The sequence below is a fragment of the Brevundimonas sp. genome, assembly GCF_035561115.1.
GTDB lineage: Bacteria > Pseudomonadota > Alphaproteobacteria > Caulobacterales > Caulobacteraceae > Brevundimonas.
Map to the genome: position 1 here is coordinate 61,458 of NZ_DATMYH010000089.1, position 20,082 is coordinate 81,539.

The 20,082-nt window shown below is 69.9% G+C and carries 21 protein-coding genes and 1 tRNA gene; 10 read left to right on the plus strand and 12 right to left on the minus strand.

Going from position 1 to position 20,082, the window contains the following annotated elements; genetic code table 11:
- Positions 1-2: 2 nt before the first annotated feature.
- Positions 3-407 carry an MliC family protein gene (locus VN378_RS11760; RefSeq protein WP_325743765.1) on the plus strand — a complete coding sequence of 135 codons (405 nt, stop codon included), beginning with the start codon at positions 3-5 and terminating at the stop codon, positions 405-407.
- 82 nt (positions 408-489) lie between these two features.
- On the opposite strand, the gene aroB is transcribed toward VN378_RS11760, so the two are convergent.
- Positions 490-1,596 (minus strand): 3-dehydroquinate synthase, encoded by a 1,107-nt coding sequence (gene aroB / locus VN378_RS11765; protein ID WP_325743766.1) that lies wholly within the window; start codon positions 1,594-1,596, stop codon positions 490-492.
- The gene (locus VN378_RS11770) at positions 1,593-2,201 is read right to left on the minus strand and encodes a shikimate kinase (protein WP_325743767.1); all 609 of its coding nucleotides are present in this window, start codon (positions 2,199-2,201) and stop codon (positions 1,593-1,595) included. The genes aroB and VN378_RS11770 overlap by 4 nt, the downstream gene beginning before the upstream one ends.
- 56 nt (positions 2,202-2,257) lie before the next feature.
- Here VN378_RS11770 and VN378_RS11775 point away from each other — a divergent pair, with 56 nt between their 5' ends.
- From VN378_RS11775 to VN378_RS11790, 4 genes are all read left to right on the plus strand, one after another.
- Complete coding sequence (locus VN378_RS11775; RefSeq protein WP_325743768.1) at positions 2,258-3,157, plus strand: site-specific tyrosine recombinase XerD; 900 nt, start codon at positions 2,258-2,260, stop codon at positions 3,155-3,157.
- Positions 3,158-3,241: 84 nt separating this feature from the next.
- Positions 3,242-4,192 carry an acetyl-CoA carboxylase carboxyltransferase subunit alpha gene (locus tag VN378_RS11780; protein ID WP_325743769.1) on the plus strand — a complete coding sequence of 317 codons (951 nt, stop codon included), beginning with the start codon at positions 3,242-3,244 and terminating at the stop codon, positions 4,190-4,192.
- 82 nt (positions 4,193-4,274) lie between these two features.
- The gene (locus VN378_RS11785) at positions 4,275-4,853 is read left to right on the plus strand and encodes a response regulator (RefSeq protein ID WP_325743770.1); all 579 of its coding nucleotides are present in this window, start codon (positions 4,275-4,277) and stop codon (positions 4,851-4,853) included.
- A 41-nt stretch (positions 4,854-4,894) separates the two neighbouring features.
- Positions 4,895-5,323, plus strand: a complete 429-nt coding sequence (locus VN378_RS11790; protein WP_325743771.1) for a chemotaxis protein CheE — start codon at positions 4,895-4,897, stop codon at positions 5,321-5,323.
- A gap of 2 nt (positions 5,324-5,325) precedes the next feature.
- On the opposite strand, the gene VN378_RS11795 is transcribed toward VN378_RS11790, so the two are convergent.
- From VN378_RS11795 to VN378_RS11815, 5 genes are all read right to left on the minus strand, one after another.
- Positions 5,326-7,215, minus strand: a complete 1,890-nt coding sequence (locus tag VN378_RS11795; RefSeq protein ID WP_325743813.1) for an ABC transporter ATP-binding protein/permease — start codon at positions 7,213-7,215, stop codon at positions 5,326-5,328.
- A gap of 124 nt (positions 7,216-7,339) precedes the next feature.
- Positions 7,340-8,548 (minus strand): acyl-CoA dehydrogenase family protein, encoded by a 1,209-nt coding sequence (locus tag VN378_RS11800; protein WP_325743772.1) that lies wholly within the window; start codon positions 8,546-8,548, stop codon positions 7,340-7,342.
- A 75-nt stretch (positions 8,549-8,623) separates the two neighbouring features.
- Positions 8,624-8,929 (minus strand): SCP2 sterol-binding domain-containing protein, encoded by a 306-nt coding sequence (locus VN378_RS11805; RefSeq protein WP_325743773.1) that lies wholly within the window; start codon positions 8,927-8,929, stop codon positions 8,624-8,626.
- A 95-nt stretch (positions 8,930-9,024) separates the two neighbouring features.
- Positions 9,025-9,714 carry a hypothetical protein gene (locus VN378_RS11810; protein ID WP_325743774.1) on the minus strand — a complete coding sequence of 230 codons (690 nt, stop codon included), beginning with the start codon at positions 9,712-9,714 and terminating at the stop codon, positions 9,025-9,027.
- A 108-nt stretch (positions 9,715-9,822) separates the two neighbouring features.
- Positions 9,823-9,914 (minus strand) — tRNA-Ser (locus VN378_RS11815).
- A 122-nt stretch (positions 9,915-10,036) separates the two neighbouring features.
- On the opposite strand from VN378_RS11815, the gene VN378_RS11820 reads away from it, so the two are divergent.
- From VN378_RS11820 to VN378_RS11835, 4 genes are read left to right on the plus strand one after another with little or no spacing between them, the layout of a single operon-like run.
- The gene (locus tag VN378_RS11820; RefSeq protein ID WP_325743775.1) at positions 10,037-11,611 is read left to right on the plus strand and encodes an exopolysaccharide biosynthesis polyprenyl glycosylphosphotransferase; all 1,575 of its coding nucleotides are present in this window, start codon (positions 10,037-10,039) and stop codon (positions 11,609-11,611) included.
- Between the two features lie 13 nt (positions 11,612-11,624).
- Entirely contained in the window at positions 11,625-13,076 is a 1,452-nt protein-coding gene (locus VN378_RS11825; protein ID WP_325743776.1) for a lipopolysaccharide biosynthesis protein, read from the plus strand.
- On the plus strand, positions 13,073-14,011 hold the full coding sequence (locus tag VN378_RS11830) for a glycosyltransferase family A protein (RefSeq protein WP_325743777.1): 939 nt from the start codon (positions 13,073-13,075) through the stop codon (positions 14,009-14,011). Before VN378_RS11825 ends, VN378_RS11830 begins: the two co-directional genes overlap by 4 nt.
- The gene (locus VN378_RS11835) at positions 14,011-14,949 is read left to right on the plus strand and encodes a glycosyltransferase family 2 protein (protein WP_325743778.1); all 939 of its coding nucleotides are present in this window, start codon (positions 14,011-14,013) and stop codon (positions 14,947-14,949) included. The genes VN378_RS11830 and VN378_RS11835 overlap by 1 nt, the downstream gene beginning before the upstream one ends.
- Here the strand turns inward: VN378_RS11835 and VN378_RS11840 are convergent.
- Together VN378_RS11840 and VN378_RS11845 are read right to left on the minus strand one after the other, a co-directional pair.
- Positions 14,946-15,647 (minus strand): hfsB, encoded by a 702-nt coding sequence (locus VN378_RS11840; protein WP_325743779.1) that lies wholly within the window; start codon positions 15,645-15,647, stop codon positions 14,946-14,948. The genes VN378_RS11835 and VN378_RS11840 overlap by 4 nt on opposite strands.
- A gap of 52 nt (positions 15,648-15,699) precedes the next feature.
- Complete coding sequence (locus VN378_RS11845) at positions 15,700-17,145, minus strand: chain-length determining protein (protein WP_325743780.1); 1,446 nt, start codon at positions 17,143-17,145, stop codon at positions 15,700-15,702.
- 121 nt (positions 17,146-17,266) lie between these two features.
- On the opposite strand from VN378_RS11845, the gene VN378_RS11850 reads away from it, so the two are divergent.
- A complete protein-coding gene (locus VN378_RS11850) occupies positions 17,267-18,043 on the plus strand; it encodes a polysaccharide biosynthesis/export family protein (RefSeq protein WP_325743781.1) in 777 nt (258 codons plus the stop codon).
- Here the strand turns inward: VN378_RS11850 and VN378_RS11855 are convergent.
- The 3 genes from VN378_RS11855 to VN378_RS11865 form a co-directional block, all read right to left on the minus strand.
- On the minus strand, positions 18,040-18,786 hold the full coding sequence (locus tag VN378_RS11855; protein WP_325743782.1) for a Crp/Fnr family transcriptional regulator: 747 nt from the start codon (positions 18,784-18,786) through the stop codon (positions 18,040-18,042). The genes VN378_RS11850 and VN378_RS11855 overlap by 4 nt on opposite strands.
- Before the next feature lie 61 nt (positions 18,787-18,847).
- Positions 18,848-19,162: a sel1 repeat family protein gene (locus tag VN378_RS11860; protein WP_325743783.1), complete on the minus strand. Its 315-nt coding sequence runs from the start codon at positions 19,160-19,162 to the stop codon at positions 18,848-18,850.
- A gap of 193 nt (positions 19,163-19,355) precedes the next feature.
- Positions 19,356-20,075 (minus strand): glutathione S-transferase family protein, encoded by a 720-nt coding sequence (locus VN378_RS11865; RefSeq protein ID WP_325743784.1) that lies wholly within the window; start codon positions 20,073-20,075, stop codon positions 19,356-19,358.
- Positions 20,076-20,082: the final 7 nt, after the last annotated feature.

A 20,082-nucleotide genomic window follows, 5' to 3' on the forward strand; every position in this document is an offset into this window, starting at 1 on the left:
GCATGAAGTCGCTCGCCGTCCTCGCCGTCGCCTGTCTCGCCCTGTCCGCCTGCGGTCAGAAGCCGAAGGACGCGCCGACCGACGGCGACTCCGTGCGCGTCCGGGCCCAGGAGGCCCAGACGGCGCGCCGGCGGACCGGCGCCGAGGCCCAGGACCGGGCCCTGAACCGCGTCATCCGCACCGTCTATCTGTGCAACAACAGCGAGCGTCTCTCGGTCGATTTCGACAATCCGCGGCAGATGGCGACGGTCCGCAACTCCAGCGGCGAGGCCGTGGACCTGTTCCAGGAGCGCGCCGAGGACGGCATCTGGTACCGGGCGTCGGGCTACGAACTGAGGGGCAAGGGCGTCATGGCCACATGGACCTCCGACGGGCGCGATCCCACCGACTGCCGCGCGGTCGACTAGGCGGGGGCCGCCCGCCTGATGTCGGGACAGGGCCGGCCCTCGCGCCGCTCATCGTCGAGGACAGCAACCGGGCGGGCCAGCTTCAGGCGGCCCCCTCGCCTTTCAGAAAGTCGATCAGGGCGGCGCTGTCCACCGCCTTGTCGACGAAGGCGTCGCCGATGGCGCGGGCCAGAATGAGCGTCAGCCGGCCGCCCTCGGCCTTCTTGTCGCCAGCCATGCGCGCCAGCAGCCGCTCGGCGCGGAAGACGCCCGCATGTTCCAGCCGCGTCGGCAGGCCGGCGGCGGCGACCGCCGTCCCCACCCGTTCGGCCTCGGCGCCCGCGCACAGGCCGAGGGCGGCGGACAGGCGGAAGGCCATTGCGCAGCCAAGGGCCACCGCTTCTCCATGGGTCAGAAGGTCCTCGTCGAAACCCAGCTCGGCCTCGATGGCGTGGCCGAAGGTGTGGCCGAGGTTCAGCAGGGCGCGGCGGCCGGCCTCCTTCTCGTCCTCGCCGACGATGGCGCTCTTGATCTCGACCGAACGGACGACGGCGCGGGTCAGGGCGACGGGATCCCCCTTCGCGCCGACGGCCCCCTCGCCGGCCAGCCAGTCGAAAAAGTCCCGGTCGCAGATCAGGCCGTGCTTCAGCACCTCGGCCCAGCCCGAGCGCAACTGACGCGCCGGCAGGGTGGCCAGCACGTCGATGTCGGCCACGACCATGCGCGGCTGGTGGAAGGCGCCGACCAGGTTCTTGCCGCGCGGCGTATCGATGGCGGTCTTGCCCCCTACCGACGAGTCGACCTGGGCCAGCAGGGTCGTCGGGACCTGGACGACATCGATGCCGCGCATGTAGAGGGCCGCCGCGAGACCGGCCAGATCGCCGACCACACCGCCCCCCAGGGCGATGATCAGGTCACGCCTGTCCAGGCCGAAGGCCAGCAGGCGATCGATGACCCGCTCCAGTTCGGCGAACGACTTGGAGTTTTCGCCGGGCGGAACAGTCAGCAGGCGACCGCGGACCCCCGCGGCCTGCAGCGAGGCCAGGGCGGCGGGACCGTGGAGACTCGCGACGGTCTCGTCGGTGATGATGACGGTGCGGCCGCGGACCAGCGGCGCGATCAGGACGCCCAGTTGGCTCAACAGGCCCTGGCCGACGATCACGTCATAGGGCTCGAAGCCGCCGCCGCTCACAGGAAGGGTGGCGGTCATGCCGCGGTCACCACGCCGAAGGCGTCCAGAGCCCGGACGATCGCCTCCACCGCCTCGGCGTGGGCGCCGGTCGCGACATCGACGGTCACATCCGCAAGCCCGTAGAAGGGGTACCGGACCTCGGCCATGGCCGTCAGCGCCTCAAGCGGGTCGCGGCCGCGCAGCAAGGGACGGGTGTCGCGGCGCTGCACCCGTTCGGCGACGGTCTTCAGGTCGGCGCGCATCCAGACCGTGACGGCCCGGGCCTGCAGGGCCGCGCGGGTGTCTTCGTTGAGGATCGCGCCGCCGCCGGTGGCCAGCACCATGCGCGGGCCGTCCAGCAGGCGCTTCATCACCCGGGCCTCCCCGGCCCGGAACTCGGCCTCACCCAGCCTGGCGAAGATGTCCGAAACGGTCATGCCCGCCGCCGCCTCGATCTCCACATCGCCGTCGGCGAACGGCAGGCCGAGACGTTTGGCCAGGCGGCGTCCGACCGTCGATTTGCCCACGCCCATCAGCCCGACCAGGGCTATGGTGCGTTCATGGACGGGAATCGCCACGGCATGATTCACGCGCGGCCTCGCAGGAGGCGGCGGGCCGGCGACGGACGGGGCGCGGGGAGGCACGGCATGACAGGCCCATCCTCTACACCAAGCGCCGCCGTCGGGAAGCGTCGCGACGCATGAGCACGCCGCAGATCGAAGCCTTTCTGGAGATGATGGCCGTCGAACGCGACGCGTCGCCCCATACCCTGTCCGCCTATGGGCGGGATCTGGCGGACGCGGAAGCCGGCGTCGTCGGCGGTTTGATGAAGGGCGAGGAGGCGGGACTGGAGGCGTGGTACGCCGGACTGGCGAAACTCGGCCTGTCCCCGGCGACCCAGGCGCGGCGGCGGTCGGCGGTGCGCCAGTTCTACCGGTTCGCCCTCGGCGAGGGGTGGCGCAGCGATGATCCGTCGCGCCGGCTCGATGCGCCGAAACAGGGCCGCAGCCTGCCACGGACGCTGTCGGGCGAGGAGATCGAACGGCTGCTGGCCGCTACCTCAGCGCATGAGGGGGCCGCTGGCCTGCGACTCGTGGCCCTGGTCGAACTGGCCTACGCTTCGGGCCTGCGGGTGTCCGAGCTGCTGGGATTGCGGCTCGAGGCGGTGCGACGCGATCCCGCCTGGCTGATCGTCCGCGGCAAGGGCGGCAAGGAACGGCTGGCCCCGCTCAATGCGTCGGCGCGCGAGGCAGTCAAGGCCTGGCTGGTCGCCCGCGACGCCGCGCGGCCTGAAAAGGCGCCGGACAGTCCCTGGCTGTTCCCCTCATCCTCGGCCAAAGGCCATCTGACCCCGCGCCGCTTCGCCCAGTTGCTGGATCAGGCCGCGCTCGACGCCGGGATCGCCCCCGCCCGGGTCAGCCCCCACGTCCTGCGCCACGCCTTCGCGACCCATCTGCTGGACGGCGGGGCCGATCTGCGCGTCGTCCAGACCCTGCTGGGCCATGCGGACATCGCCACGACCCAGATCTACACCCACGTGGCGACGGACCGTCTTACGCAGGTCGTCAGGAGCAAACATCCTCTTGCGCGGGACGACTGAACCGTCGCTTGCTCACCGGCGTTGACCTGACTAGGTTCCGCCGCCTTCCGATGCGCCATAGGCGCGCCTCTTCCGGACCGCCTCATGGCCGTGCACTACCTCGAGTTCGAAAAGCCGATCGCCGATCTGGAGGCGAAGATCGAGGAGCTGAACCTGCTCTCTTCGACCTCCGGCTCGTTCGACGCCGAGGTCGAGGGCCTGCGCCAGAAGGCCGAGCAGCTGCGCAAAAAGACCTACGCCGGTCTCGATCCCTGGATGAAGACCCAGGTCGCGCGGCATCCGCAGCGGCCGCATTTCGTCGACTATGTCGAAGGCCTGTTCACCGACTTCGTGGAGCTGAAGGGCGACCGCCAGTTCGGCGACGACCAGGCCATCCTCGGTGGCCTGGCCCGCTTTCGCGGGGAGCCCGTCGTGCTGATGGGCCATGAGAAGGGCTATGACACCCAGACGCGGGTGATGCACAATTTCGGCATGGCGCGGCCCGAGGGCTATCGCAAGGCCGTTCGGCTGATGGATCTGGCCGAGCAGTACGGCCTGCCGGTCCTGACCTTCGTCGACACCGCCGGCGCCTATCCGGGCCTCGGCGCCGAGGAGCGCGGCCAGGCCGAGGCCATCGCCCGCTCGACCGAACGCTGCCTTACGCTGGGCGTCCCCTCCATCGCGACCATAACCGGCGAAGGCGGGTCGGGCGGAGCCATCGCCATCGCCGCAGCCGGCCGCGTCCTGATGATGGAGCATTCGATCTATTCGGTGATCTCGCCCGAAGGCGCGGCTGGCATTTTGTGGCGCGACGGAGCCCGCGCCCGGGACGCCGCCATGGCCATGAAGATCACGGCGCCGGATCTGCTTGAGCTGAAGATCATCGACCGGATCATTCCCGAGCCGGTCGGCGGGGCGCACGCCGACCGCGAGGCGGCGATCGCGACGGTGGGCGACGTGCTGGCCGAAGAACTGAAGGCCTTGTCCGGAATGACCCCCGACCAGTTGCGCAAGGCGCGGGCGGACCGCTTCTACGCCATCGGCCGCGCAAGCTGACGTTAACCACTCCTTCCACTCTGGCGTGCCATTTGGCACAGGGGACAGGTGATTGGTTGCGAGTGCTTGTGAGGGGGTCAGTATGAGCGGTGTCGGCGAGTCCCTGCGTGAAAGCGCAGTGATCAATCTGACCGGCGCGACGACGATGGTGGTCGACGATTCATCCTTCGGCCTCGACCTGACGTGTCAGGCCCTCAGGGGCTTCGGCATCCGAACCAGCTACACCTGCCAGAGCGCCGCCGAGGCCATGGAAATTCTGGTCGACCACCCCGTAGACCTGCTGGTGGTCGACTGCGAGATGCCCAGCGTCGACGGCTACGAACTCGTCCGCTGGTTGCGGCGATCCGCCAGGGCCAACGCCCTCGCGCCCGTCATCATGACCGCCGCCCACATTCGCCGCTCCAAGATCGACGAAGCTCGCGACTGCGGCGCCAATTTCGTGGTCACCAAGCCGTTCAGCGCCTCAACCCTGCTAGAGCGAATCGTCTGGGTGGCCCGTGACACGCGTCCGTTCCTCGAGGTCGGCGACTATTTCGGGCCGGACCGCCGCATCCGCGATCAGGGTCCGCCTTCGGACGAGCGGCGCGATGCGGTGATCCGCAAGGCGGCCTTTGAGGCAGAGCAGGCCGCGCGGGTGGCATCGATGGACGGCGCGTCATGACGGTCATCACCCATCCCCGGGCCAGGTCCAGGCTCTCGAAGATGATCGACTCGCCCGGCGGCGTCAGCGTCGGCGCGGCCCTGACCCAGGCCCGGGCCAACATCGAGGCCAGGCGCGCCGAGGCGATGGCGTTGGTTGAGATCCAGATCGCCGCCCTTGAGGCCGTGATTCCTCCCGCCGACCTGGACCAGCAGGCCTTCAGGCTGAACGAGGCCTATTGCGCGGCCAACGCCGTCATCGACGCAGCCAGCCCATTCGAACTGATCGACCTGTGCCGGGCCGCCAGCGGCCTGTGCGACCTTATCGACGGCGCGCCGGCCGACCAGACCTTCGACTGGCGCATCGTCACCGTCCACGCCCGCTCGCTGCGTTTGCTGCAGACGCTGCCGCTTGAAGAGACGGCGGCGCGCAACACGGTGCTGGACAGTCTGAAAATGGTCGCCGACCGCAAGCTGCCGCCCAGGGCCTGAGATCAGGCCGGTTGCCGCTCGGTCCGGGCGCCGCGGGTCTGTTTGCGCCACAGGGCGGCGTATTCCCCCCCCTGACGCGCCACCAGCTCATGATGCGCGCCGCGTTCGACGATCCGCCCCGCCTTGAGCACCAGAATCTGGTCGGCGTCGGCGATGGTCGACAGCCGGTGGGCCACGACCAGGGTCGTGCGACCGGTGCGGGCGCGACGCAGGGTCTTCTGGATCGCGGCCTCGGTCCGGCTGTCCAGCGCGCTGGTCGCTTCGTCGAGGATGAGGACGCAGGGATCGGCCAGCAGGGCGCGGGCGATGCCGACGCGCTGGCGCTCTCCGCCCGACAGCTTCAGGCCGCGCTCGCCGACCCTGGTGTCCATGCCGTCCGGCAGTTCGCGGATGAAGTTCGACAGTTCCGCAGCCTCGGCGGCGGCCCAGATCGCAGTCTCGTCGGCGTCGGGTCGGGCGAAGCCGATATTGGCGCGAATGGTGTCGTTGAACAGGGCCACATCCTGCGGCACCAGGGCGACGGCGGCGCGGAGCGATTCCTGGGTGACCTGCCGGGCGTCCAGCCCCTCGATGAGCACGCTCCCCTCCTGGGGATCCAGCAGGCGCAGGGCCAGTTTGACGATGGTGGACTTGCCCGAGCCCGACGGCCCGACAAGCGCCGTCGTCGTGCCCGGGGGCGCCAGGAAGCTGACGTCTTCCAGGCCGTTGGCGCGGGCGTCATGGCGGAAGCCGACGTGTTCGAAGGCCAGGGCGGCGCCTTTCGCATCCGCCGGACGTGGCAGCGGGACGGCGTCGGGGGCGTCGGCGACCTGGGGGGTCTGCCGCGTGACCTTCAGCATCTCCTCCATGTCGATGAAGGACTGGCGGATTTCCCGGTAGGCGAAGCCGAGAATGTTCAGCGGCGCATAGAGGGAGATCATGATCAGGACCGCGGCGGTCACGTCGCCGGGGCCCATGCGTCCGGCGGCGGCTTCGAAGCCCGCCATAACGGCCATGATCCCGAGCCCGACGTTCATGATCACCGCCTGCATGACGTTGAGCAGGGCCAGCGAGCTGTTCGCCTTCAGGGCGGCGCGGGTGTAGTCGCCCAGCGCGGCGTCATAGGTCCGTGCCGCGCGGGCCTCGGCGCCGAAGGATTTGACCGTCTCGTAGTTCAGCAGGGCGTCGACCGAGACGCCGGCGGCTTCCGTATCGGCGGCGTTCATCTCGCGCCGGTGCTCGAGTCGCCAGTTGGACAGGGCGAAGGTCGAGGCGGCGTAGACGGCGACGACGCCGACGGCCACGGCGCCGAAGCGCCAGTCGTATCTGCCGGCCAGGACGCCGGCGGCCAGCACCAGTTCGACCCCGGTGGGGACCAGGTTGAAGGCGAGGATGCGCATCAGGAAGTCGACCGAGCGTGCGCCCCGGTCCATTGTCCGCGACAGCGAGCCGGACCGTTTGGTCTGATGGAAATCCAGCGACAGGCTGAGCGCGTGGGCGAAGGTCTCGGCGGCGGCGGTGCGCTGGGCCGCCGAGCGGACGGGAGCGAAGACGACGTCGGCGGCGTTGGGGGCGATGGCGGACAGCAGGCGCACGAAGGCCCAGCCGAGTGCGAAGGCCGCGAAGCCCATGCCGAAGGCGACGCCCGCCCCCTGCCCCGCCGCCAGATGGTTGACCGCCGCGCCCAGCACCAGCGGAGCCAGCACGCCCAAGGCCTTGCCGCCGAGGGTCATGGCGATGGCCGCGACGAGACGAAGACGCAGTTGCGGGGCGTTGGAGCGCCCGACCAGTTTGATGAGATCGCCCAGAGCCTGCCAGGTCGGCGGGCCATCCGCGGTGGGCGGAAGGGGCGCCCCGGCCTGCCCCGCCTTCGCTACTGAATCACCGCGCCGTCCCGACCGTTCACCGTGCATCGCCATGGGCGGACATATGGACCGCGAGGGCCGTTACGCAAAGAGCGCCATGACCGAAGCGGAAACTGCACCTGGACCGGCTGCATGAACTGCATAGGGCGGACGGCGGAAAGCGCCGTAGCGGCTATCCCCGCCGACCGCCGTGTTTCGCATACTCCAGCCGCGCCACCGTGCGGTTGTGGACCTCGTCGGGGCCGTCGGCGATGCGGAGGGTGCGGACCATGGCGTACATCTCGGCCAGAGGCGTGTCGGCCGAGACGCCGGCGCCGCCGAAGGCCTGGATGGCGTCGTCGATGACCTGAAGGGCCATACGCGGGGCCGCGACCTTGATCTGGGCGATCTCGGACTTGGCGTTCTTGGCGCCGGCCTCGTCCATCATCCAGGCCGCCTTGAGCACCAGCAGGCGGCACATCTCGATATTGGTGCGGGCCTCGCCGACGCGCTGTTCCCACACCGAATGCTCGGCCAGGGTCTTGCGGAAGGCGGTGCGCGACAGCAGGCGCTGGACCATCAGCTCCAGCGACCGTTCGGCGATGCCGATGACGCGCATGCAGTGGTGAATGCGGCCCGGCCCGAGGCGCCCTTGCGCGATCTCGAAGCCCCTGCCCTCGCCCGCGATCAGGTTCCCGACCGGGACGCGGACATTCTCAAGCACCACCTCGGCGTGGCCGATCGGAGCCTCGTCATAGCCGAACACGGACAGCATGCGCTCGACCCGGAAGCCGGGCGTGTCGACGGGGACGATGATCTGGGACTGCTGGGTGTGGACCGAGGCGTCGGGGTCGGTCTTGCCCATGACGATGGTCACCGCGACGTTCGGGTGCGCCATATTGGTCGACCACCATTTGCGGCCGTTGATCACATAATGGTCGCCGTCGCGGACGATGCGGGTCTGGATGTTGGTCGCGTCCGACGAGGCCACCTCGGGCTCGGTCATCAGGAAGGCCGAGCGGATCTCGCCGGCCATCAGAGGTTTCAGCCATTTGGCCTGCTGGGCCTCGTTCCCGTACATATGGAGCACTTCCATATTGCCGGTGTCGGGGGCGTTGCAGTTGAACACCTCGGCCGACCACAGATGGCGGCCCATCAACTCGGCCAGGGGAGCGTATTCGAGATTGGTCAGGCCGGCGCCGTGGTCGCCGGGCAGGAACATGTTCCACAGGCCGGCTTCGCGCGCCTTGGCCTTCATCTCCTCCATGGCCGAAGGCTGGCGCCGGGGATTCTCGCGCACCTGGGCGCGATACTCTTCCTCGCGCGGCAGGACGTGGTCGTCCAGGAACCGCTTCACCCGCTCCTGCCAGTGCAGGGCCCTGTCGCTGTGGCGGAATTCCATGGTCTTGCTCCGGAAAGAAAACGGCGCGATCCCCATGAGGGACCGCGCCGCGGAAAACCTTGCTTCAGATCACAATCAGCGCTTCAGCAGCGGGGCCAGCTTCTGGGCGATCATCATGTCGCCGGCGATCTTCAGCTTGCCCTGCATGAAGGCCATCATCGGATCCAGCTGGCCGTTCGACAGGGCCATGAAGTCGTCCCAGCCGATCGAGACCGTGGCGTCGGCGGGCTTGTCGTCGTTGGTCACCGTGTTCGGCACCGAGGCGCCGTCGATGAAGATCTTGCCGACGTCGCCCAGATCGATCTTCACGGTCTTGCCCAGACCGGAGTTGTCGCCCACGGCGCCGCGGATGTGTTCGGTGACTTGAGCCAGGTCGGCCATGGGTCTCTCCCTGAAAGACGTTGAGCTACCGACCTAGACCGCGCGCGACGCGGCGCCAAGATCACCCGAGGTCAAGTTGGCGCGACGGCGCGGCTTCAGCCGACCTCGGGGCCCCAGGGGCCGTCCGACGGGGTCCCGGCGGGACGTTCGTCGCGTGGCGGGTCGTAGGACGGCCCGTCGTCGCGAGGCCGTTCGTAACGCGGCGGTTCGGAGGAATGACGCCGCGGCGCGGCGCGGTCCTCGAACTCCGCGCGGCGCTGATCCTCAAGGGCGTCCAGGCGCGCCCGACGGGCGCGGCGCTCGGCGCCGAAGTCCGGCAGGGGATTGTCGAACCCGAACCAGCGGCGCTCCCGGTCGCGCCGGGGCGGCTCAGGCTCGAACGGCGGGGCGGCGGCGTCGGACGAGGCATAGCGCCGCACGTTCGCGGGCTGCGTCGGCGGCGTATGCGGCGCGAGGTCCCCGGTCTCCATCCATGCCACGTCATGGACGGGCGCGCGCCCGGCGGGCGGGGGCGGCGCATAGCGGAAGCCGTCGACCAGTTCGCCGACTTCCATCACCGATCCGGGCGCCGCTTTCGGCTCCACGGGCGCCACGACCTCGATCTTCAGGGCGTCGCCCGGCGCCACGGGAGCCGCATCCGGAAGGTTGACGAATTTCAGACCCATCAGCCCGAGGGCCGCCGCGCCCAGGGCGCCGATCGCCGCCATATGGGCCGGGCGGACCCGGCGCGGCGGGCGCGGCGCGGAATCGAACGGGGATCGGGGCTGGGACGGATCGGGAAACATGGAGGCACCAGAACTGAAGCGGCGCTCCTGCAACCCGTCAAAAGGGGTCGGGTTCAAATAAGGTGGGACGGATATCCCGCCGGCCGGCGATCGCGGCGCTGGAGGGTCTGGCGGAGACGCAGGGATTCGAACCCTGGGTACCCCTTACAGGGTACGACGATTTAGCAAACCGTTGCCTTCAGCCACTCGGCCACGTCTCCGGCAGGCGGCGTGATTAGCCGAGCGCGCGGGCGGACGCAACGGGGGACCGACGCCCTCGTGCGTTAACGGGACAGTGAGAGCGGGTATGCAAGGTGCGGCGAGGAAACCCCGCGCGAGCCCCATGACCGACGCCGCCAGCCGCTCCCTGTCGTTCGATGCCAGCCTGCCCGGGCCGGAAAGCCGCGACGCGGCCGGACTTCAGGCGCTGGCTGCTGCATCGCTGGCCGGCGCGCCCGAGGCCGACGGGGCTGCGCGCCGCGGGCCCTTCCGGCCCGATGTCTGGCGCAACGCCCGCCAGCGGCACGCCTCGCGTCTGGCGGCCCATTATTTCCGCGGGATCGATGTCCTGGCCGTGGCCGGCGTCACCCTGCTGTGCGCCTGGGCCGCCGCGACCGGTCCCCTGCTCCACGCCCAGCTGTCCCAGGTCCTGCCATTCGCGCTCGGTGCCCTCACCATTCTCGGCCTGCTGCGGTCCCTGGGGCGCTACCGTTTCGCCCGGGGCCAGCGGACGGCGCTGCATCTGGCGTCGGTTGCGGCGATCGTCGGGACCGGGTCGCTGGCCGCCATGGCTTCCGGCTGGGCCTTGCAGGGCGCCGCCGCCCAATGGTCCGCGTACCTGGTCTGGACGGGCCTGGTGCTGGTCACCCTCAACGCGCTGCACATCGGCTGGAGCGATATCGTCGCGCGCTGGCGTGCGTCCGGAGCCCTGACGCCCAATGTCGTTCTGGTCGGCGCCACCCGGCATGCCGAGGCCCTGATCCGCGAGGCCCTGAAGCGGCGCGATCTGAACGTGCTCGGAATCTTCGACGACCGGCTGGCGCGCAGCCCCCGCGCGATCGAGGGCGTGCCGGTGCTGGGGACGGCCGACGACCTGCTGACCCACAGGATGACGCCCTATGTCGACCGCATCGTCCTGGCGATCGATCCAAAGGCGGAGGCGCGCGTGCGCGACCTGACCGCGCGGCTGCGGACCCTGCCCAATGAAGTGACCCTGCTGGTCGAGCCCAAGGACCCCGTCGAGACGCGCAACGCCCTGAACCGGCTGGCGGCCGCGCCGCTGGCGGATGTGCAGGGTCCCGTCGACGACGACCGCCGCGCCTTCAACAAGCGGCTGCAGGACATGGTCTTCGGCCTGACCGCCTTGGTGCTGCTGTCGCCGGTGATGGCCGGGGTCGCGCTCGCCATCCGTCTGGACAGCCCGGGCCCGATCTTCTTCCGCCAGCGCCGTCACGGCTTCAACCACGAGGAAATCGTGGTGTGGAAATTCCGCTCGATGAAGCAGGAGTCGGCCGACGCCACGGCCAGCCGGCAGGTTACGCACGACGACGACCGGGTCACGGCGGTGGGCCGGTTCATCCGCAAGACCAGCCTCGACGAACTGCCGCAGTTGCTGAACGTCCTCACCGGCGAGATGTCGCTGGTCGGGCCGCGGCCGCACGCCATCGGCATGAAGACCGGCCATGTCGAGAGCGCGCGGCTGGTGGCGGAGTACGCCCACCGCCACCGCATCAAGCCGGGCATGACGGGCTGGGCCGCCGTCAACGGCTCGCGCGGACCGCTGCACACCGCCCAGGACGTGCGCCGCCGGGTGCAACTGGACATCGACTATGTCGAGCGCCAGTCGTTCTGGCTGGACCTGTGGATCATGGCGGTGACCCTGCCGGTGCTGCTGGGCGACCGCGCGGCCGTGCGATGATCCGGGGTCGTTGATGTTCTGGCGCGGCGTCTGGGGCTATCTGCCCGCCAATATCGTGCAGGGGGTGGTCGGCTTCCTGTCGATCGTCCTGTTCACCCGCCTGCTGAGCCCCGAGGATTTCGGCCGGTATGCGCTGGCCTTCTCGGTCATGACCCTCGCCCATGTGGCGGTTTTCAGCTGGCTCGAGGCGGCCATGGCGCGCTTCTGGGCGGCCCAGTCGCCCGGCGCCGAGACTTGGGGCCATTTCGCCAGCCTGTACCGCACGGCCTTCGTCCTGAGCGGGGTCTTCATCGTCGTGACAGGCGTGGCCGTCTGGGCCTTCCCGGTCGATCCGCTGTTCAAACTGGCTCTGGCTGCGGGTCTCTCCGGGGCGCCGGCGCGCTGTCTGGTGAAGCTGGGGCAGGAACGGTTCCGCGCCGCCGGCGAGGTGGGCAAGGCCGCGGGTCTGGACATGGCGGTGGCCGTCGGCGGTCTGGCCATCGGCGTCGGCTTCGCCCTGATCGGCGCGGGCGGCGCGGCGCCGCTGCTGGGCCTTGGGCTGGCGCCCTTGGCCGCCCTGCCCTTCGTCCTGCCCGGCGAGCTGAGACAGGCCCGCGGCGGCGCCTTCGAGCCGGCGCGGGTGCGGGACTACGCGCTATACGGCTATCCCATCGCGGCCTCGCTGGCGCTGACGGTGGTGCTGTCCTCGACCGACAGGTTCCTGCTGGCCGCCTTCATGGACGAGGCCGCGGTCGGCGCCTATCACGCCAGCTATTCGATCGCGAACCGCACGCTGGACGTGCTGTTCCTGTGGCTGGGATCGGCGGGGCAGCCGGCGCTGGTCATGGCGCTGGAGCGGGGCGGGCTGGAGCGGCTGAAGGAGGCCGCGCGCGAACAGCTGTCGACCTTCCTGCTGATCGGCCTGCCGGCGGCGGCGGGGGTGGCGCTGGTGGCGCGACCGTTGGCCGAACTGCTGATCGGCGAGGACCTGCGGACCGCAGCCACAGGCGTCACGCCGTGGATCGCCCTGTCGGCCCTGCTGTTCGGACTGACCGCCTATTATTTCGGACAGGCCTTCACCCTCGGCAAGAAGACGAAGCGGCTGCTGATCGCCATGGCGATCCCGGCGGGCGCCAATGTCGTCCTGAACCTGGTCCTGGTGCCGCGTTTCGGCATCATGGGCGCGGCATGGGCCACGGCGGCGAGTTTCACCCTGGGCCTGATCGCGACAATGATGATCGGCCGCAGGGTCGTTGCCCTGCCCATCCCGTGGGAGAGTCTGGTCCGGTGCGCGATCGCCACCGGCATCATGGCGCTGGTCGTCGCCCGCCTGCCCGCGCCCGGAGGGTTCCCCGAGCTGGCGCTGGACGCCTCCGTGGGCGGTCTTGTCTATGCGGCGGCGGCCCTGACCCTGAATGCGGCCGGCGTCCGGGACGTCGCCCTGCGCCTGCTGACGCAGTTCCGCATCCGGAGGGCCGCGGCGTGAGCGCACGGGCCGACATCCACGACAACGCCGCCTGGGCTGTCGCCCGTCCCGCCCTGTCCGTGCTCACCCCCTTTCTGCGCGATGATCCGACGGACCTGCTGACGGCGCTCGAGACGGAGGCCGGGGCGCTGGCCGGAGCGGTCGAGGTCATCGTGCTGGACGACGGCACCGCCGATCCGGCCCTGACGCGCCGGCTGACGGCGCAACTCGACGCCATGGCCCTGCCCGTGCGCCTGATCACCCTGCCCGCCAACGAGGGCCGGGCCATCGGCCGCAACCGTCTGGCCGGTTCGGCGCGCGGCGGCTCGCTGCTGTTTCTCGACAGCGACATGCGGCCCGATCATGCGAACTTCCTGCGCGACTGGGCGGCGCTGGTCGCCTCCAGCGATCCCGCCGTGGCCTTCGGCGGCTTTTCCCTGCTGCAGGCCCCGACCGACGCCCGCTTCCGGGTCCACCGCGCCATGGCGGCGAAATCGGAATGCGTGCCTTGCGCCGAGCGGGCGAAACAGCCCGAGAAATACGTCTACACCTCCAACCTGCTGGTCCGCCGCGACGTGTTCGGGTTCGAAGCCTTCGATCCCGGCTTCACCGGCTGGGGCTGGGAGGATGTGGAATGGGCCATGCGCGTGTCGCGCCGGTTCGCCGTCGTGCACATCGACAATCCCGCCACCCACATGGGGCTGGACACGGTCACGGCGCTGGCGGGCAAATACGAGCAGTCGGCCCCCAATTTCGGACGCATGGTCCAGCGCCATCCCGACGTGGTCGCGAACTATCCCAGCTACAGGGCGGCGAAACTGCTGAAGCGGCTGCCCGGCCTGCCGCTGCTGCGCCGCGCCGTGCGCGGGGCGGCCGAGGCCGGCTGGCTGCCGGTCGCCGCGCGAGCCTTCTCGCTGCGCCTGTATCGCGCCGCCCTCTATGCGGAGGCGGTGTGATGGGCGACGTCGCCATCATCGTTCCGACCCTGCGCCGGCCCGAAAGCCTGGAACGGGCGCTGCGGTCGCTGTTCGGCCAGACCGGGGTGGCCGACCGCGTGGCCGAGATCGTGGTCGTCGACAACGACCCGCAGGGCTCGGCGGCGACGCTGACGGAGAGGCTGCGCGCCTTCTCCCCCTGGCCGCTGATCTACCGCCATGCCCCAACCCCCGGCGTGGCGACGGCGCGAAACGCCGGACTGGCTGCGACCGGGGCCCCGCTGATCGCCTTTCTCGACGATGACGAGGCCGCCGCTCCCGGCTGGCTGCGGGCGTTGCTCAGGGCCCGGGCCGAGACCGGCGCCGACGCTGTGTTCGGCCCGATCACCGGCCGGGCGCCGGGAGCCGAGGCCTGGCTGCAAGCCTATCTGGAGCGCTTCTTCGGCCGCGATGGGCCGGACCGCACGGGCCTGATCGCCGAGCCGTACGGCTGCGGCAACTCACTGCTGCTGCGCGCCACCGCCCTGCCGGGGCCAGCGCCCTTCAATGTCGCGGCCGACCAGGCGGGCGGCGAGGACGACGCCCTGTTCGCGGCCCTGGCGGCGCGCGGCGGCCGTTTCGGCTGGGCCGCCGACGCCCGCGTCGAGGAGTTCGCCCCGGCGCACCGGGCCACGCTGAAATACGCCCTCGCCCGCGCCTTCGCCTATGGACAGGGACCCAGCCAGACGGCGGCGGCGGCGGGGAACTGGCCGGGCGTAACGCGCTGGATGCTGATCGGCGTGGCCCAGACCGTGGTCTGGGGCGCGGCGGCTGCGGCCCTGACCCTCGCGGCCCGGCCCGGACGCGCCGAGATGTACGACCGCGCCGCGCGCGGTCTGGGCAAGGTGCTTTGGACCAAGGGATTCGAACCGCAGTTCTACGGCGCGCGGGAGCTGGCCCGGCTGGACGCCGCCGCCTAGCCCGTCAGCCGCTTCAGGAAGGCCGGCGGCTTGTAGGTCGAGCGGTTGACCACGACCCCTGCGATCCGGCCGCCCACCGCCTCGATCTCGTCGCGCAGCATCAGCGGTTCGTTCGCGGCCGTGCTTTCAGCGGCGACGACGAGCACGGTGGAATCCACCAACGGCGCCAGGGTGATGGCCATGTCGTTGCGGTCGGCCGCGGGTGCGTCGATCACCACTGTGTCGGCGTGTTTCCTCAGGGCGTCCCAGTAGCGGGCGTCGCCCACGGCCTCGGCGCGCTGCCCGGACCGCAGGTGTTCGGCGGCGAACCGGGTGACCCACAATCGTCCGCCCAGACAGGGGCGCGCCGTCATCAGGCGGGCCGGATGCACCGGCTTGCCGGCCCGGTCCATCAGACGCGGCGTGACGGCGAAGAAGATCGATCCGTCCGGCGTGGCGATGGCCGCCTTGCCCAGGGCGCCGAACCGGTCGGGCTCGGCCGCGACGGCTTCCATCTGGCCCTGCTGGGACAGATCGGCGTCAATCAGCCAGACGGGACGGCGCGCGCGCACGGCGGCCAGGCGCGCGTATTCCCGGGCCACCGTCGAGACCCCCTCGCCCGAGTTGGCGGCGGCGATCTGCACCACGCGGCCGCGATGGCCGGGCGCCGGCCCCAGCGCGGCCCAGAGAGCCGCCATTTCGGTTGTCAGATCGACCATCGAATCGCTACGCGCCCGGCTACAGGCCCCTACGCTACCATGGCTTGCGGGATCACCGGGCGGCCTTCATCGGCGCGACGGCCAGGACCGGCATTTCCAGCGTCCGGCCCGTCGAGGCGGGCGTGACATAGCCCTTGCGGGTGAAGATCCGCAGCAGGCCCACGCACAGGGCGGTGAAGCCGGCGAACAGGAAGACGAGGGCCAGCAACGGGGCCTTGAGGCTGGTCCCCTTCGTGGGCGCCTCGGCGCGTTCGATGACGGTGACATTGTCGGCCCCGGCGGCGACAAGGGCGCTGTCGGCGCGGGCGGCGCTCTCGCGTTGCTGGAAGTCGCGAATGTTGGCGGTCAGGACCTCGCGGTTGCCGGCGAGGTTGGCGTTGGTCGATTCCAGCCGGGTCAGTTCGGCCTGGCGGGAGCGGATCTGGTCCAGCTGGCCGTTGGCCACGGCCAGCCGCGCGGCCAGGCCGTCGCGGTCGGCGGCGGCGGTGATCCGCGCCGTCTCGATCGCGGTGAAGACGGTGCTGGGCCCGGTGCGGACCTCCTTGGCCCCCACCGTCGTGCCCGTGGCGACATAGGCCTGCAGGTCGGCGATCTGCTGTTCGATGTCCTTCACCGGCTGGGCGTCTGGCGTATAGCGCGACAGCAGGGCCTCGCGCTGGGTCCGCAGTTGCAGGATCTGGTCCTGGGCCGAGACGTTCAGGTCCTGCTGCAGCACCACCTCGGCGGGCTGCTGGGCCAGCTGGGACTCCAGCGTCGACAGCCGCTGGCTGGCCTGGTTCAGCTGCGCCCGCAGCGACAGGGCCTCGGCGTAGGTGGTCTGGTAGGTCGCAGCCAGGGTCGCCTTGGCGGTGGCGAAGTCGCCGATGGCGTTGGACTGCATGAAGGCCTGATAGGCCGCATCGGCCTGGGCGAGGTCTTCCTCGAACGCCTCGCGCTGCTGGGCGATGGCGGGGGTCCTGCGGTCGCTGAACACGACCCGGCGCTGCACCAGATACTGGTCGACCACGGCGTTCAGCACCTGGGCGGCGCGCACCGGGTCGTCGGACTTGTAGGACACCGAAATGATGGCGCTGCCCGCCGTCACCCCGACTCCGAGGCTGGAATCGATGACCTTGAGGGCCGCCGCTTCCTTCTCGGCCGGCGTACCCGCGGCGTCAGGACCCAGCACGGTGTCCGCGCCGACGGCCCGAACGGCGCGGCGCTTGACCTCGAGGCTGCCGAGGATGGCGGCCTCCGACTGGGCCACGGCGTCCGCCTCCAGCGGCTGGGCGCGCTCGGTGGCTCCGACGCGCGGCTGATAGACATATTCCGATCCGGCGCCGGCGTAGACGCTGGCGGTCGCGGTGTAGGATTTCTTGAGGGTCAGGATCGCCGCCGTCCCGATCGCAAACACCAGAAGGAAGATAACGACCATCAGCAGCAGTTCGCGGAACAGCAGGCCGACGACGTCGAAGAAGCCGTAGCGCGGGCGGACTGTGGTGTAGGCCGTCGTACGCATGCGGCGGACTGATTCCATGGAACAGGACTGACCCGCCAAGCCTTGGGCTACCGGCGTTAACCAGCGGTTACCCATAAGCGACGACGCTGCTTCCAACGTCGCCTTGAGGAACGAATCCGCCATGTCCATCGACCGCCGCCTGATGCTGCTGGGCCTTGTCGGGGCGGGCGCGATGGCCGGCGGCTGCGGCGGCGTGGCGAGCAGTCTCACCGGCGGCGAATATGGCGACCGCATGCCCCTGCCCCGGGATTCCGGCGGCGATCGCGTGCAGAATGTCGGCCGGACCTCCTTCCCCGAGATCGGCTTCGCCGACTGGACCGAGACCGAGCCGGAATACGTTCTCTATCCCGGCGACGAGATCGAGATCGCCACGCCCACGGCGGTCGAGCTGACGCGGACGCAGAAGGTCGGGCCGGACGGGCGCATCTCGCTGCCGCTGGTCGGCCAGATCATGGCCGCCGACCGCACCATCGCCGAACTGGAGGCCGACGCCTCGGCCGCCTACGCCAGTCAGCTGCGTCGGCCCGTGGTCGAGGTGACGCTGAAAACCGCTGGACCCTTGAAGGTCTGGGTCGACGGAGAGGTCCGGACTCCCGGCGTCTACGACATGCCCGGCGACATCGACGCCTATCAGGCGGTCATTCAGGCCGGCGGCTTCCTGCCCACCGCGAAACAGGGCGAAGCGGCGCTGATCCGGCGCGGGCCGGGCGGCGTGCGGATGATGCGAGCGGTGGATCTGCGGCCCCGGCGGGGCGAGGTGGTGGCCTTGCGGCGGGGGGACATCATCTTCGTGCCGCGATCAACGCTGGGCGAGGTGGCGAATTTCGTCACCCTGTTCCGCAACGCCCTGCCCGTCGGCTTCACCTACGCCCTCGGCGGGCAGTATCAGAGCTTCTAGGGCCTCGAGACGGCCTGCTCCGCCGCCTCCAGTCCGGCCCGCGCGGGCCCGGCGCCGGGCTGGCCCAACACGCGGCGAAAATGCTTCATCGTCGCGTAGCATTCGCAGGCCCGCCGCTCGAGGCCGGCGGCGTCGCGAATGGCGATCTTTCCACGGACGTAACGGATCAGGCCGTCAGCCTGCATCTGGCTGGCGATTGCGGAAATGGTGGTGCGCTGGGCGGCGACCATGGTCGCGAGAAACTCCTGCGTCATCTGGATCTCGCTCGATCCAGCCTTGTCCAGGCACACCAGCAGCCAGCGGGCGAGGCGCGCAGGGGCCTGGTGGGCGCCGTGGCAGGCGATCTCCTGCCGCGCCTCCGCCAGCAGCAGTTCAATGTGCTGGTTGACGGCCTTCCGCAGCTGAACGCTCTCGTTGAAGGCCTCGCGATATCGGGCCGCCGGCGCGCGCAGAGCCCGGCCGCTCATTTGCGAGATGATCAGCGAGTGGCTGACGCCGCCGCCGCAGGCCTCGACAAATCCTACGGCGCTTTCGCGCCCGACGACCGAGCTTTCCACCTGGGTTCCGTCGATGAGCACCGAGAGGATGGACAGGAGCCCTCCCAGCGGAAACCAGACCTGGGCCACCTCGTCCCCGGGGGAATAGATGATATCGCCGGCCTTGAGTTCGACCGGGCTGAGGTGGGGTCGCAAACGCGCCAGGTCGTCGGGCTCCAGCGCGTCGAGAAGAAAATTCCCCAGCATGGAAGCTGAACGGTTCAGGCGCGTATAGGTTCGCTGTTGCGCGCCGGCGCGACCGTCAGCCTCAGGCCGCGAGCGAGACGACTCCGGCGTCGATCCAGCGGCGGGCGGCCTTCTGGGCCTCGGCGATCTCGTCCTGCTCCATCTCCTGGCTCATCTCGCGGCGATAGACGCGCGCTTCGATGCTGCCCTTCATGGCGGCGAGGTTGAAGATCATATGGGCCGAAACGCGGTCCATCGGGCAACCGCCCTGGCCGCTCGAATACATCATGCCCAGCCGGAACAGATCGTCGCCGCTCATGTCGGCGGCGGGCAGGGGGAGCCCAGAATTCTGGCCCTGCTCCTGATCGATTTCCGGCGCCATTTCTTGCGCGTTCATCACCGTGTCTCCCGGGTTTTGGGCCGTTCTGGCCCTGCCCTCTGACAGCGATCAAATACCCGCGGTTTGAAGTTAAAGTTAACAGCGAAACGGCCCGCCAAGCTTTTCAGTAAAACGAAAATGAATACTCTCGAACCGATTCAGACCTCTGAAATCTCTCGTAAATCCCTGAGTCATACCGCCTAACGAAAAATCACCGGGCCCGCTGACCGAACAGGACCTTGCGCGCCGCCTCCGCAGACTTGCCCGAGGACGCCAGATTGCCCCGCAGGGCCTCGCCCAGCGCCCGGCCGGCGATCACGGCCGGCCGTTCGCCGACCCGCTTCATCCAGGCCGAGAGGTGCGGAAATTCGTCGAGGTTCTGCCCCTGAAGCTCGGGCAGGATCCATGGCCAGCTGGCCATGTCGGCGATGGAATAGTCGCCGGCCAAAAAGTCACGGTCGGCCAGTCTTCGGTCCAGCACGCCGTAAAGCCGGTGCGTTTCGTCGGTGTAGCGGCGGACGCCATAGGCGATCTGGCGCTGATCCTTGATCAGGGCCGGCGCGTATTGTCGGAAATGGTGCGTCTGACCCGCCATCGGCCCGAGTCCCCCGACCTGCCAGAACAGCCACTGGTCCACCTCGACCTTGCCGCGCGGGTCCTGCGGATAGAAGCGGCCGGACTTCACGCCGAGATACTGGAGGATCGCCCCCGACTCGAAGATCGACAGCGGCCGACCGTCGGGCCCGTCGGGGTCCACGATGGCCGGCATCCGGCCATTGGGGCTGATGGCCTGAAACGCCGGGGCGAACTGGTCGCCGGCGCCGATGTTCACCGGCTTCATCTCGTAGGGCAGGCCCATTTCCTCAAGGGCGATCGAGATCTTCCAGCCGTTCGGGGTGGGCCAGTACCAGAGTTCGATCGGACGGGTCATTCGGCGC